The organism is Actinacidiphila epipremni (assembly GCF_012034175.1).
Lineage (GTDB): Bacteria > Actinomycetota > Actinomycetes > Streptomycetales > Streptomycetaceae > Actinacidiphila > Actinacidiphila epipremni.
Genome location: NZ_JAATEJ010000001.1, coordinates 536,165 through 549,692 on the forward strand (window position 1 = coordinate 536,165; position 13,528 = coordinate 549,692).

The 13,528-nt window shown below is 74.1% G+C and carries 14 protein-coding genes; 5 read left to right on the plus strand and 9 right to left on the minus strand.

The genetic code is table 11. The features are described from left to right. Positions 1 to 8: 8 nt before the first annotated feature. Positions 9 to 938: an SGNH/GDSL hydrolase family protein gene (locus tag HCN08_RS02175; RefSeq protein ID WP_167981064.1), complete on the minus strand. Its 930-nt coding sequence runs from the start codon at positions 936 to 938 to the stop codon at positions 9 to 11. A 270-nt stretch (positions 939 to 1,208) separates the two neighbouring features. Between HCN08_RS02175 and HCN08_RS02180 the strand changes: the two genes are divergently transcribed. Continuing rightward, entirely contained in the window at positions 1,209 to 1,703 is a 495-nt protein-coding gene (locus tag HCN08_RS02180) for a DUF3145 domain-containing protein (protein WP_167981065.1), read from the plus strand. 93 nt (positions 1,704 to 1,796) lie between these two features. Beyond that, entirely contained in the window at positions 1,797 to 2,696 is a 900-nt protein-coding gene (locus tag HCN08_RS02185; protein ID WP_167981066.1) for an NAD(P)-dependent oxidoreductase, read from the plus strand. A gap of 88 nt (positions 2,697 to 2,784) precedes the next feature. Here HCN08_RS02185 and fabF read toward each other — a convergent pair whose 3' ends face one another. The 5 genes from fabF to HCN08_RS02210 all read right to left on the minus strand — a co-directional run bounded on the left by fabF (position 2,785) and on the right by HCN08_RS02210 (position 7,830). After that, a complete protein-coding gene (gene fabF, locus HCN08_RS02190) occupies positions 2,785 to 4,053 on the minus strand; it encodes a beta-ketoacyl-ACP synthase II (protein ID WP_167981067.1) in 1,269 nt (422 codons plus the stop codon). 130 nt (positions 4,054 to 4,183) lie between these two features. After that, positions 4,184 to 4,435 carry an acyl carrier protein gene (locus HCN08_RS02195; protein ID WP_167981068.1) on the minus strand — a complete coding sequence of 84 codons (252 nt, stop codon included), beginning with the start codon at positions 4,433 to 4,435 and terminating at the stop codon, positions 4,184 to 4,186. A gap of 70 nt (positions 4,436 to 4,505) precedes the next feature. Beyond that, positions 4,506 to 5,516, minus strand: coding sequence for a ketoacyl-ACP synthase III (locus HCN08_RS02200; RefSeq protein WP_167981069.1), 1,011 nt, complete (start codon positions 5,514 to 5,516; stop codon positions 4,506 to 4,508). Further along, the gene (locus HCN08_RS02205; protein WP_167981070.1) at positions 5,513 to 6,526 is read right to left on the minus strand and encodes an ACP S-malonyltransferase; all 1,014 of its coding nucleotides are present in this window, start codon (positions 6,524 to 6,526) and stop codon (positions 5,513 to 5,515) included. Before HCN08_RS02205 ends, HCN08_RS02200 begins: the two co-directional genes overlap by 4 nt. Before the next feature lie 89 nt (positions 6,527 to 6,615). Continuing rightward, on the minus strand, positions 6,616 to 7,830 hold the full coding sequence (locus HCN08_RS02210) for a PucR family transcriptional regulator (protein ID WP_407648655.1): 1,215 nt from the start codon (positions 7,828 to 7,830) through the stop codon (positions 6,616 to 6,618). A 69-nt stretch (positions 7,831 to 7,899) separates the two neighbouring features. Between HCN08_RS02210 and HCN08_RS02215 the strand changes: the two genes are divergently transcribed. Beyond that, a complete protein-coding gene (locus HCN08_RS02215; RefSeq protein ID WP_167981072.1) occupies positions 7,900 to 8,598 on the plus strand; it encodes a pirin family protein in 699 nt (232 codons plus the stop codon). Between the two features lie 189 nt (positions 8,599 to 8,787). On the opposite strand, the gene HCN08_RS02220 is transcribed toward HCN08_RS02215, so the two are convergent. After that, entirely contained in the window at positions 8,788 to 9,606 is an 819-nt protein-coding gene (locus HCN08_RS02220; protein WP_167981073.1) for a serine hydrolase domain-containing protein, read from the minus strand. A gap of 62 nt (positions 9,607 to 9,668) precedes the next feature. Here HCN08_RS02220 and HCN08_RS02225 point away from each other — a divergent pair, with 62 nt between their 5' ends. Then, positions 9,669 to 10,217 (plus strand): MerR family transcriptional regulator, encoded by a 549-nt coding sequence (locus tag HCN08_RS02225; protein WP_240969662.1) that lies wholly within the window; start codon positions 9,669 to 9,671, stop codon positions 10,215 to 10,217. Next, the gene (locus tag HCN08_RS02230) at positions 10,217 to 11,233 is read left to right on the plus strand and encodes an aldo/keto reductase (protein ID WP_167981074.1); all 1,017 of its coding nucleotides are present in this window, start codon (positions 10,217 to 10,219) and stop codon (positions 11,231 to 11,233) included. Before HCN08_RS02225 ends, HCN08_RS02230 begins: the two co-directional genes overlap by 1 nt. A 66-nt stretch (positions 11,234 to 11,299) precedes the next feature. Here the strand turns inward: HCN08_RS02230 and HCN08_RS02235 are convergent, their stop codons facing one another. Both HCN08_RS02235 and HCN08_RS02240 read right to left on the minus strand, forming a co-directional pair. Then, entirely contained in the window at positions 11,300 to 12,019 is a 720-nt protein-coding gene (locus tag HCN08_RS02235; protein WP_167981075.1) for a DUF4429 domain-containing protein, read from the minus strand. Positions 12,020 to 12,140: 121 nt separating this feature from the next. Continuing rightward, the gene (locus HCN08_RS02240; protein ID WP_167981076.1) at positions 12,141 to 13,274 is read right to left on the minus strand and encodes an alpha/beta hydrolase; all 1,134 of its coding nucleotides are present in this window, start codon (positions 13,272 to 13,274) and stop codon (positions 12,141 to 12,143) included. Positions 13,275 to 13,528: the final 254 nt, after the last annotated feature.

The window sequence follows — 13,528 nt, forward strand, 5'->3', positions numbered from 1 at the left end:
GGCTCCGCCTATTGCGCAGGCTTCGCCGCCACCGCCGCCAGCAGCGCGGCCAGTTCGCGCTGCCCCTTGGCGTTGGGGTGGAACCAGTCCCACGCGCTCAGCTCGTCCGTGCCGAAGGAGTAGCGGAAGACGGCCCCGCCGTCGTACCGGCAGCGCGCGTACGTACGGCAGACGTCGCCCATGGCCGCGTTGTACGCCACCACCCGGTCCCGTACCTGTGCCCGGCGGGCGGTCGCGGCGGCGCTGGTGGAGTCCGCGTCCTTCAGCATCGACGGGCACAGGCCCAGCCTCCACAGCTGCGCGCCGATGACGTTGCCCCGGCCCACCGACCACAGGTGCTCCAGGTCGGGGATGCTCGCCACCAGCACCTGGGTGGCGGGCAGCGTGCGGTGCAGGTAGTCCAGCGCCTTGGCGAAGGCGGCGCGGAAGTCCGCGACCGGCGTCATCGTCCCCGGCGAGGACGTGCACGCGTCGTTCGCGCCGATCAGGATGGTCACCATGGCCGGTCTGCGGGTGGCCGCGGCCTTCGCCTGGCCCGGCAGATCGCGGACCCGGGCGCCGGTCGCCGCGAGGTTCCAGCCCTGTGTGGCGGGCGCGGCGGCGCTGAGCCGGTGGGTGAGGCTGTCGACGGACGCGCGCGAGCCGGTCGCCCAGGACACGTCCGGGCAGTCCGACAGCGGCTTGCACGCGTCGAAGCCGCGGGTGATCGAGTCGCCGAGCGCGGCCACCGACGCCGGGCGCACGTCCCACGGCCGCGCGGGCGCCTTCGGGACGTCCGGGGCGGCGGGCACCGGGCGCGCCGCGGAATGCGAGGTGTGTGCGGACGGCGACCCGGCCGTGGCACCGCGCTCCGCGTCCGGCGCGCCGCCCGCGGAGCATCCGCCCAGCAGAGCGGCACCTGCGGCCAGCGCCAGGGCCTGTCGCAGCAGGGCTCGCATACGGCACTTCCCTCCGACGAGTGGGTGACATCCGCTACCAGCACGACGGTACGTCACGCTCTATGAGACGCCGCACGGTAGCTTTTTCCCTGACACCCGGGTGAGGTGACGGGAGGTCGGGCGTGACCGGGCGTCAAACATCAGGCGTTGTCCTGTTTGCCGCGAATAGTGCGAATAGTGCAGAATGAAGCCTATGTTGCCCCGGGAGCAGCCGGTTCGGGTGGCGAGGCCGCTGGGGAAGGCGAACCTCGTCCCACACTGGAGGTACCGGTGACGACACGTGGTGTTCTGTACGTGCACGCCGCTCCGCGCGCCCTGTGCCCGCATGTCGAATGGGCCGTCGCGGGCGTCCTCGGCGTGCGCGTGAGCCTGGACTGGATCCGCCAGCCGGCGGCACCGGGCACATGGCGGGCCGAGTTCTCCTGGCAGGGCGAACCGGGCACCGCCTCCAAACTGGCGTCCGCGCTGCGCGGCTGGCAGATGCTGCGCTTCGAGGTCACCGCGGAGCCGTGCGCCGGCGCGGAGGGCGAGCGCTACAGCGCCACGCCCGACCTCGGCATCTTCCACGCCGTCATCGGCATGCACGGCGACATCCTCATCCCCGAGGACCGGCTGCGCGCCGCCATGCAGCGCGCCCGCAAGGGCGAGGCCGACCTGGAGGCCGAACTCGCCCGCCTGCTCGGCAAGCCGTGGGACGACGAGCTGGAGCCGTTCCGCTACGCGGGTGAGGGCGCGCCCGTGCGGTGGCTGCACCAGGTGGTCTGACGCCGCGACGCCCCACGAGCCGGCCCGGCGCGCCCGGCGGGTAACCCGTTTGGTCCCTGCCGCGCGGAGCACCCCGCGTCGTAGCCTGCGGGCATGTCCGACTCACTCACCGTAGCGGTCCTCGGCACCGGCCTGATGGGCGCCGGCATGGCCCGCAACCTGTCCGCCGCCGGCCACCGGGTCCGCGCGTGGAACCGCACGGTCGCCAAAGCGCAGCCGCTCGCCGCCGACGGCATCGAGGTGGTCAGGAATCCCGCGGACGCCGTGCGGGAGGCCGACGCGGTGCTGACCATGCTCATGGACGGCCCGGCCACCCTGGAGGTGCTCACCGCCGCCGGGCCCGCGCTCACCGCCGGCACGGTGTGGCTGCAGACCGGCACGGTCGGGCCCGAAGCCCAGGCGGTGCTCGCCGCCCGCGCCGCCGAGCTGGGCCTGCGCTTCTTCGACTCGCCCGTGCTCGGTACGCGCTCGGTCGCCGACGCCGGCGACCTCACCGTGCTGGCCGCCGGGCCCGAGGAGGCCCGCCCGGTCGCCGCCCGGGTCTTCGACGCCGTCGGCGGCCGTACGCTGTGGCTGCCCGGCCCCGCGGAGAAGGGCCCCGCGAGCCGGCTCAAGCTCGTCCTCAACAACTGGGTGCTGGCCCTGACCGCCGCGACCGGCGAGACCCTGGCCCTGGCCAAGGCGCTCGACGTGGACCCCCAGCGCTTCCTCGACGCCATCGAGGGCGGCTCCATGGACTCCGCCTACCTGCGGACGAAGGCCAAGGCCATCCTCGACGGCGACTACACCGCGAGCTTCACCGTCCAGGGCGCCGCCAAGGACCTCGACCTCGTCGTCGCCGCCGGCGAGTCCGCCGGCGTCCGCATGGACCTCGCCGCGGCCGGCTCCGCCCGCTTCCGCCGCGCCGCGGCCCAGGGCCACGGCAACGACGACATGGCCGCCGGCTACTTCGCGAGCTGGGAGGGCCAGCCGGGCCCCACAAGAGCCCCGTAGAGGGACCCGTAAACGGACCCGTAAAAGGGCCCCGCAAAACGCCGGGTGCCCCGGCCATGGCGGCCGGGGCACCCGTGTCAGGAGTCGCTCAGACCTGCCAGCTGCGCAGCGCCAGCACCACGTTGTGGCCGCCGAAGCCGAAGGAGTCGTTCAGGGCCGCGATCGAGCCCTCGGGGAGCGGGCGCGGCTTGTCGCGGACGATGTCCGCGTCGGCCTCCGGGTCCGGGTCGACCAGGTTGATGGTCGGCGGGGCGATGCGGTGGTAGAGGGCGAGCACGCTCGCGACCGTCTCGATGCCGCCGGCTCCGCCCAGCAGATGCCCGGTCATGGACTTCGTCGCGGACACCGCCATGTGGTCCACGTCGTCGCCGAAGACCTGGCGCAGCGCCTTGATCTCCGCCACATCACCCTGCGGGGTGGACGTCGCGTGCGCGTTGACGTGCACGATCTCCGCGGGCTTGAGGTCGGAGCCGTCCAGCAGGTGCTGCAGGGCCGCCGCGATGCCGCGCCCGGTGGGCTCCGGCTGGGTGATGTGGTGGGCGTCGGCGGAGATGCCCTGCCCTATCACCTCGGCGTACACCCGGGCGCCGCGCGCCCTGGCGTGCTCCACGGACTCCAGCACGACCACGCCCGCGCCCTCGCCGAGCACGAAGCCGTCACGTCCCGCGTCGTACGGGCGCGAGGCGCCCTGCGGGTCGTCGTTCTTCTTGGACATCGCCATCATGTTGCCGAAGGCGACGATGGGCAGCGGGTGGACCGCCGCCTCGGTGCCGCCGGCCACGACGACGTCGGCGCGGCCGGTGCGGATCATCTCCACCGCGTAGCCGATCGCCTCCGCGCCCGAGGCGCACGCGCTGACCGGGGTGTGGACACCCGCCCGCGCGTTGATGTCGATCCCGACGTTGGCCGCCGGGCTGTTGGGCATGAGCATCGGCACGGTGTGCGGGGAGACCTTGCGGACGCCCTGCTCCTTGAGCACGTCGTACTGCCCGAGCAGCGTCGTCACCCCGCCGATGCCGGACGCGACGACCGCGCCGAGCCGGTCCGGGTCGACCGCCGGGTCCTCGCCCGCCTTCGCGGTGAAGCCGGCGTCCGCCCACGCCTCACGCGCCGCGATCAGCGCGAACTGCGCGCTGCGGTCCAGCTTGCGGGCCAGCGGCCGGGGCAGGACCTCCCCGGGCTCCACGGCGATCTGCGCGGCGATCCGCACGGGCAGCTCGGCCGCCCAGTCCTGTTCCAGCGGGCGCACACCTGACCGGCCGGCAAGCAGCGCCTCCCAGGTCGACGCGCTGTCGCCACCCAGCGGTGTGGTTGCTCCGATACCGGTGACGACCACGGTGCGATTGGTCGGGCTCACAGGAATGACTCTCCACTCTAGAAGGGCGGGCGACAGGCGCGTCGTCCCGGTTGCCGATCCCGCCGGCCGCGGTGCGCAGCCGGTCGCGGGATCGTTTCGGCCCAGATGCCCTGGGGCGGCTCCGCCGCCGTCAGGCCTTCTGCTGGGCCTTGAGGATGTAGTCGGCCGCGTCGCCGACCGTCTTGAGGTTCTTCACGTCGTCGTCCGGGATCTTCACACCGAACTGCTCCTCGGCCGCCACGACGACCTCGACCATCGACAGCGAGTCGACGTCCAGGTCGTCGGTGAAGGACTTGTCGAGCTTGACGTCCTCGGTGGGGATGCCGGCGATCTCGTTCACGATGTCGGCGAGACCGGCGACGATCTCTTCCTGGGTGGCCATTGTGTACGGCGCTCCTTGATGTGTAACCGTTGACGCGGCGGGCGGGACTGCGGCGCCGCGAGGGGTGTGACTAGGGGAGAGTAACCACAGTCGCCGCATAGACCAGACCCGCCCCGAACCCGATGACCAGGGCGGTGTCCCCGCTCTTGGCCGCACCGGTGGCGAGCAGCCGCTCCATGGCGAGCGGAATGGACGCGGCGGAGGTGTTGCCGGTGGTCTCGATGTCGCGGGCCACCGCGACATGGTCGGGCAGCTTCAGCGCCTTGATCATCGAGTCGATGATCCGCATGTTCGCCTGGTGCGGGATGAACGCGTCCAGGTCCTCCGCGGTGATCCCGGCGGCGTCCAGCGCCTCCTGGGCGACCTTGGCCATCTCGAACACCGCCCAGCGGAAGACCGCCTGGCCCTCCTGGGTGAGCGCGGGGAAGCGCACCTGCTCGGCGGGCGTGTCCCGGTAGACGTCCCAGGGCAGTGTCTGCTTGATGGTCTCGGCTTTGTCGCCCTCCGAGCCCCACACCGTCGGGCCTATCGCCGGCTCCTGCGACGGGCCGATGATGACCGCGCCCGCGCCGTCGCCGAACAGGAAGGCCGTCGCGCGGTCCTCCAGGTCGGTGAGGTCGCTCAGCCGCTCCACGCCGATCACCAGCACATACTGCGCGGTGCCGTCGGTGACCATGCCCTTGGCGAGCGTCAGCCCGTACGTGAAGCCCGCGCAGCCCGCGGAGATGTCGAAGGCGGCCGGCTTGCCCGCGCCGAGGCGGTAGGCGATGTCGGTCGCGACGGCCGGGGTCTGCTTGAAGTGCGAGACGGTCGCGACGATGACGGCGTCGATGTCCGAGGCGCTGATCCCGGCGTCCGCGACGGCCTTGCCGCCCGCGGCGATCGACATCTCGGCGACGGTCTCGTCCGGGCCCGCCCAGTGCCGGCTGGCGATGCCGGACCGCGAGCGGATCCACTCGTCGCTGGAGTCGATGTGCTCCAGGATCACCTCGTTGGGCACCACGCGGCTCGGGCGGTAGCCGCCCACACCGAGGATCCGCGCGTACGGGGAGCCCTTGCTCGGGCTGATCTTCGCTGTCATCGCTGCAACGGCTCCTGTTCGGCGGGGGCTTCGGGTACGGCCGCAGGCACGGTCGCGGGCACGGCGGCGTCGGCCGCGGGCCCGGTGGCGGTGTCGGCCGCGGACTGCGCGAGCTCCGCGACCAGCGCGCGGGCCGCTTCCAGGTCGTCGGGGGTCTTCAGCGCCAGCGTCCGCACCCCGGGCAGCGCCCGCTTGGCGAGGCCCACCAGCGTCCCGCCCGGCGAGACCTCGATGATCGCGGTGACGCCGCGCTCCTTGAACGTCTCCATGCACAGATCCCAGCGGACCGGATGGGACACCTGCGCGACGAGCCGGCGTACGACCTCGGCGCCGCTGTCCACAGCTTGCCCGTCGGTGTTGGAAACATACGGCAGCGAAGGGTCGGAAACCGTCAGCGACGGGGCAAGTGCCTCCAGCGTCGCGACGGCGGGGGCCATGTGGGCGGTGTGGAAGGCGCCGGCGACCTTCAGCGCGATCACCCGGGCCTTCTCGGGCCGGTTCTCGGCGAGCGCGGCCAGCTGCTCCATGGTGCCGGCGGCCACGATCTGGCCGGCGCCGTTGACGTTGGCCGGGGTCAGGCCGAGGCCCGCCAGGTGCGCCACGACCGCGTCCGGGTCGCCGCCCAGCACCGCGGACATCCCCGTCGCGGTGACGGCGGCGGCGTCGGCCATGGCCCGGCCGCGGGCCGCCACGAACGTCATGGCGTCATCGGCGGACAGCACGCCGGCGAGCACCGCGGCGGTGATCTCGCCGACGCTGTGGCCGGCGACCGCGTCCGGCGTCACGCCGAGCTCGCCCGCCGAGAGCAGGCCGGCCGCCACCAGCAGCGGCTGGGCGACCTTGGTGTCGCGGATCTCGTCCGCGTCCGCGGTGGTGCCGTAGCGGGCCAGGTCGAGTCCGGCCGCGTCGGAGAAGCCGGCGACACGGTCGGCGGCGCCGGGGAGTTCGAGCCAGGGGGCGAGGAAGCCGGGCGTCTGGGCGCCCTGGCCGGGAGCGACGAGTACGAGCACGTTCACACTCTCTCTCGCGGGCGGGGCCGACCGCCCGTGGGGACAGGGACCAAGAACTGTCAGGTGATTTGTGGGTGTCCAACAAACCCCTAACCAGGCCGCTCCGTTTCGGACAGCCTGCCGAGGATCAGGGCGATGCGCAGGGTGAACGCCGAACGGACATCGGAGGGTGACCAACCGGTGACATCGGTCACACGTCGCAGCCGGTAGCGAACGGTATTGGGGTGCACGAACAGCATCCGCGCGGCCCCCTCCAGGGAGGACGCCTGCTCCAGATAGACACTCAGCGTCTCCAGCAGCGCGGAGCCCGCTTCCTCCAGGGGCCTGTAGATCTCCTCCACCAACTGCTCACGGGCCTGCCGGTCGCCGGCCATCGCCCGCTCCGGCAGCAGGTCGTCGGAGGACACCGGGCGCGGCGCGTCCGGCCAGGCGTGGCAGGCCCGCAGGCCAGCCGCCGCGGCCTGCGCCGAGCGCGTCGCCGACAACAGGTCGCCGACCACCGGGCCCGCCACCACGGGGCCCGGCGCGAACGGCCCGATCAGCGCCTTCGCCACCTTGACGGGATCGCCGTCGCCGCCGGCCACCACGACCAGCCGCTCGCCCAGGACGCCGGTGAGCACCTGGAGCTTGGCGTGCCGGGAGGCCCGGCGGATCGCCTCCACGGTCAGCTCGCTGTCGCCGTTGGGCGCGGTGCCGAGCACCACCACGATCTTGTCCGGCGAGTTCCAGCCCAGCGCCGCCGCGCGCGACAGCACGCCCTCGTCGGCCTCGCCGGACAGCACCGCGTTGACCACCAGCGACTCCAGCCGGGCGTCCCACGCGCCGCGCGCCTCGGCGGCCTGCGCGTACACCTGCGCGGTGGCGAAGGCGATCTCCCGCGCGTAGACCAGCAGCGCCTCGCGCAGCACCGACTCGTCGCCGGGGGCGGCGACCTCGTCGATCGCGCCCTCCATGACCTCGATCGTGGTGCGCACCATCTCCACGGTCTGCCGCAGCGAGATCGCCCGGGTCAGCTCGCGCGGCGCGGTGCCGAACACGTCCGTGCTGATCGCCTGCGGCGCCTCGGGGTGCCGGAACCACTCGGTGAAGGCGGCGATGCCCGCCTGGGCGACCAGGCCGATCCAGGAGCGGTTCTCCGGCGGCATCGCCCTGTACCACGGCAGCGACTCATCCATCCGGGCGATCGCCTTGGCGGCGAGCCTCCCGGCGGACTTCTCCAGCCTGCGCAGCGTCGCGGAGTGCTCCCCGCGGAGGGGTTCGGCGGGGGGCTGCGGCGGCTGAGAGGCGTCTGGCACGCCCCCCAGCCTATGGGGTCGGTTTTTCCGGCTTCGCCGGACGCCCGCCGTGGCCCGTCCGGGGGATACGGTGAGGGCATGATCGACGTGCGGCGGGGCGCGGACCGGCACCGCGGCGGGGACCCGGCCGCCGGCATCGACACCCGGCACGCCTTCTCCTTCGCCGGCTACTACGACCCGGACGACGTGGGCTTCGGGCTGCTGATGGCCTGCAACGAGGAACGGCTCGCGCCGGGCGCGGGATTCGCCGAGCATCCGCACCGGGACGTCGAGATCGTCACGTGGGTGATCGAGGGTGAGCTCGAACACGTCGGCCCCGACGGGAGCCCGGTACGGCTCGGGGCGGGCGCCGCGCAGGCGCTGAGCGCGGGCGGCGGGGTCCGGCACGTCGAGCGCAACGGTGGGGCTGCGCCCCTGCGCTTCCTCCAGATGTGGCTGCACCCCGCCGTCTACGGCGCCGCGCCGTCGTACGCCGCCACGCCGCCGCTGCCGCCGGCGCCGGGCCTCACCCCGCTCGCCTCCGGCGCGCTCCCCGAGGCGCCGCTGCGGCTGCGGCAGCCCGCCGCGACCCTCTTCCTCGGCCGCGGCCCGGCCTCTTTGCCGCCGGCCCCCTTCGGCTACCTCCACGCCCTCCGCGGCCCGCTGCACCTCGCCGGTGGGACCACCCTGGCCGAGGGCGACGCCGCGAGGCTCACCTCCGAGCCGGTTGCGCTGCGCGCGGCCCCGGAGGCGGAGTATCTCTTCTGGTCCATGCAATCCGAGCCCTCGTACGGCTGACCCCAGCCCTCCGGGCTGCCCCGTTCCGCCGTCCCGGGACCTTCCCCCGTCCCGTGGCTGGTCGCGCCGTTCCCCGCGCCCCTGAAAAGCCCACCTCCGCGCGCGAGGGCAACCTCTCAGGGGCGCGGGGAACTGCGCGACCAGCCGGGACGGACCGGCAGACGCGGGACGGGGGAAAGGGGCAGCCCCTTAGGCGCCTGCCTCGGAGAGCACCGCATCCGTCAAAGCCGGCCACGCCTCCTGGGCCCAGGGGCCGAACGCCCGGTCGGTCAAGGCGGCGCAAGCCACCTTCGCGTGCGGGTCGAACCAGAGGAACGTGCCGGACTGGCCGAAGTGGCCGAAGGTCGCCGCGGAGGAGCGCGACCCCGTCCAGTGCGGGGACTTGGCGTCCCGGATCTCGAACCCGAGCCCCCAGTCGTTCGCGGCCTGCATGCCGTACCCGGGCAGGACCCCGCGCAGCCCCGGGAAGGCGACCTCCAGGGTCGCCGCCGCCACCGTCGAGGGGTGCAGCAGCCGCGGCGCCTGGACCTCCGCGGCGAAGCGCGCCAGGTCCGCGGCGGTGGACACCGCGCCGGCCGCCGGCGAGCCCCGCAGGGCCGTCGCGCTCATGCCGAGCGGTTCGAGCACCGCCTCGCGCAGGTAGGAGCCGACGTCCATGCCCGTGGCCCCGGCGATCGTCTCGCCCAGGACCTCGAACCCCGCGTTGGAGTAGATGCGCCGGGTCCCCGGCGCCGCCATGACCCGGCGCTCGTCGAACGCCAGCCCCGAGGTGTGCGCGAGCAGGTGCCGTACGGTCGAGCCGTCCGGCCCCGCCGGGTCGTCCAGCTCGTACGCGCCCTCTTCGTACGCCACGAGCGCCGCGTACGCCACGAGCGGCTTGGTCACCGACGCGAGCGGGAAGGCCAGGTCCTGCGGCCCGTGCGCGCCGGCGACCGTCCCGTCCGCCCGTACGACGACCGCAGCCGCGTTCGGTACCGGCCACTGATCGATCATCCGCAGGCTGTCCATGCGGGCGATGCTAACGAACCGCGCTTGCTTCGAGCGCACTCGAAGGACTTAGCGTTAGGACCATGACGGTCGTGCAGATGGTGAAGCAGGAAGCGTCCCCGGAGCAGGAGCAGCACGAGCAGCACGGGCAGCAGGAGCAGCAGCGGGAGAGCCGGCAGGAAGCCGCGCGGCGCGCGTCCGCCGCGGCGCGGTGCGAGGCGCCGTCGCCGTATCCGCGGCCCGACGGCAGCGACCAGTACACGATCAGCGAGGTCGCCGAGCTCACCGGGCTCAGCGCCCACACACTGCGCTGGTACGAGCGGATCGGGCTGATGCCGCACGTGGGCCGCTCCACCACCGGGCAGCGCCGGTTCAGCAACCGCGACCTGGACTGGCTGGCCTTCGTCGGCAAGCTGCGGCTGACCGGGATGCCGGTCGCCGACATGGTGACGTACGCCGAGATGGTCAGGGCCGGGCAGCGCACGTTCGCGCAGCGCAAGGAGCTGCTGGAGGCGACCCGGGTGGACGTCGTGCAGCGCATCGCCGAGCTTCAGGACACCCTGACGGTGCTCGACCACAAGATCGCAACGTACGCGGGCGCCGAGCCGGCGCCGGAGAGGACAGGTGCGTGATGGCCGCCGCACGGATCGACACGGTACGGCTGGGCACGGACGGGCCGCAGGTCGGCGTCCAGGGCCTGGGCTGCATGGGCATGAGCGAGTTCTACGGCGACACCGACGAGGCCGCGGCCCGCGAGACGCTGGAGACCGCGCTCGGCGCGGGCGTGACGCTCTTCGACACCGCCGACATGTACGGCATCGGTGCGAACGAGGAGTTCCTCGCGCCCTTCGTCGCCGCCCACCGCGACGAGATCACCCTGGCCACGAAGTTCGCCAACGAGCGGCGCCGCGAGGACCCGACCTACCGGGCCATCCGCAACGACCCGCCCTACATCCGGCAGGCCGTCGACGCGAGCCTGCGCCGCCTGGGCGTCGACGTCATCGACCTGTACTACATGCACCGCCGCGACCCGCGGATCCCGCTCGCGGAGTCGGTCGGCGCGATGGGCGAGCTGGTCGCGGCCGGCAAGGTGCGCCACCTCGGGCTGTCGGAGGTGACGGGGGCGGAGCTGCGCGAGGCGCACGCGGTGCACCCGATCGCCGCGGTGCAGTCGGAGTGGTCGCTGTTCAGCCGGGACGTGGAGCGCTCCGTGGTGGGCGCCGCCGCCGAGCTGGGGGTGGCCTTCGTGCCGTACTCGCCGCTCGGCCGCGGCTTCCTGACCGGCTCCTTCCAGGACGCCGCGAGCGACCTGGCCGCCGGCGACATGCGCCGCAACCAGCCGCGCTTCACCGGCGAGAACGCCCGCCGCAACGCCGACCTGCTGGAGCCGGTCCGCCGGATCGCCAAGGCGCACGACGCCACGCCCGGCCAGATCGCCCTGGCCTGGGTGCACTCGCGGGCGCGGGTGCACGGCCTGCCGGTGGTGCCGATCCCGGGCACCCGGCGCGCCTCGCGGGTGCTGGAGAACGTCGCCGCGGCCTCGCTCGTGCTGGACGACGCCGAGCTCGCCGAGCTGGAGCCGATCGCCGGGCAGGTCGTGGGCGACCGCTACCCGGACATGAGCACGACCTCCGCGGCCCGCGAGTAGCCGGTACGTGCCCGGGTCCGCGTGGGGGCTCAGCCCTGCGGGTACGTGCCCGGTCCGCGCGGGGGTTCAGCCCTGCGGGCGGACCCGTACGGAGCGGATCGCGGCGAGCACCGCCGCGGCGAAGGGCAGCGACTCGTGGACCGGCCCGTAGCCGAGGCCGAAGAGCACCGCTGCGGGGTCCTGGTCGGGTTCGCCCGGCTGGGGCCCGCCGTCGCGGCGCAGCAGCCGCAGATAGCCGTGCAGCATCTCCGGTGAGCGCCAGTCCACGCCGCTCAGCTCCTCGACCGGGAAGCTCTGGTCGCCGGCCTTCCACTTGGCCGTCGACGCGCCGGTCCAGAACCAGCGGAAGCTCACCGTGCGCCCGTCGAAGAGGGCCTTGGCGTCGTACGCCTTGAACGACCGCGGCGGGGCCGGCGCGTCCACCAGGAAGCGGGTCAGCGCCTCGCCCGGCCCGGCGATCACCGCGCGTAGCTCGTCGCGGTAGAACTCCGCGAGCGTTTCGGAGGACTCCGGGAGGATCAGCCGGTACGGGTCCGCGCTCTCCTTGAGCTGGCCGGCCGCGGCCTCGACGAGCGGGTCGGCGCCGGCCCGCGGCACCGCCCGCAGCACGACCTGCCCGCGGCGCCCCTCGTCCAGCTCCACCGCCTCCAGCGCGGCGTGCGGCACCCGCCGCTCCCCGAGCGCGGGCAGCAGCCGCGCCCCCCGCGCCCCCCGGTTGTACCGGATGACGACGGCGTCGGGCTCGAACTCCCATACGGCATTGTTTCCGGCCAGCACGTCGCCCATACGAGTCAGCCTATTCCGGAATACATCCCTCTGTCCGTCCCCTGGCGCCTACGCGGCGTCTTCCCGCCGCGTTCCCGCCGTGTTCCGGGGGCGTTCGCGGTGCTCGCGGCGGTGCGGGGCGTCAGGTCAGGCCCGCGGTGCACGCGGGGCGCGCGCAACTGACGGCGGCGTAGTCGCCGAGGGCGATCCGGGTGAAGTTGGCCAGGCTCGCGGTGCCGGGCGCGAGGTAGCCGGGGTGGCCGTCGGCGCCGGCCGCGCTCACCACCCGGGCGCCGAAGGCGGCCGAGACCGGGTCCGTACCGTGGCCGAGGCCGGCGAACTCCAGGTGGGGGACGTCCTCGATCCAGTCGCCGCTGTCCCGGGCGGCCCAGATGTGCGCGTCGGTGTGCAGGGCGGCGGCGCGGTGGGCGTGCATGCCGGGGCTGCCGAAGACGGCGATGTCGGCGACCTGGCCGGCGCGCAGCCGCGGTGCGGCGACTCCGCACAGGACCGAGCCGTACGAGTGGCAGAAAAGCGCCACCCGCCGGCCGCGGGGCAGCGCGGCGAGCAGCGCCAGCAGCCGGGTGGCGCCGCGCTCGGCGAGATTCGCGGTGGAGGCGTCCAGGCCGATGCTGCTGGGCGCGGTGTAGTCGTCCCACGCGATGACGGCGGTACGGGCGGTGGGCGCGGTGGCGCGTTCGCGCCGGTAGAGGGCGCGGGCCATGCCCGCGGGGGCCGCGTAGGGGCGGGTGTCGCGCTCGAAGGTCAGGACGTCGCTGCCGACGCCCGGCACGACGACGGCGATCCGCGCGGCGGTCGTGAGGTCGCCGAGGACCTCGGCGACGCGGCCGGCGCCCGCGGGGTCGAAGGCGAGGATCTGCCGGCGGGGGGCCAGCAGCGAGCCGTAGCGCTCGGCCCGGCGCGCGGCGTCCGTGCGGCCCGCCGGCGTCAGCGCCCCGCTCGCCGCCCGGGCCAGCTCCAGCGCCCGCGCCTTGGCCAGGGCGTAGCGGTTGGCCTGGTAGCGCAGGGCCGGCGGCGCGCCGTCGAGGTTGCCGACGACCAGCGCGTACCGCCGGGCCAGCCGCAGCGCCTGGGGGCGGCTGAGCGAGGCGAAGAACCGCGCGACGGCCCCCGGCCCCGCCCGCTCCGGATCCGGCGTCCTGTGCCCCCCGACGCTCACCCGCAACCACGCGGCGACCGCCGCCCCCCGCGCATCCCTGACCCCGCCCTCCCGCACCGCCGCCCACCCCGTGACGGCCAGCAACACGAACGCCACCCCCAACGCCACCCCGGCCCAAGCCGACACCCCCACCCACCGCGCGCCACGCTGCGGCGTGCCGCGAACCGCCGGCGCGCCGCTTCTGGCCGTGGGCACCTTGTGCACCGGGCCCGCAGCCGTCGGCGGCGCGCTGGGAGGTCGCTCGGTAAGGACGGTCACTCGCGGGTGCCTCGCGGACGGTAGGGCCCTGGCCGACAGTAGCCACGACGTGCCCGCCCAGCGTAGACAAACCGGGGCATCCGACCGGGTAA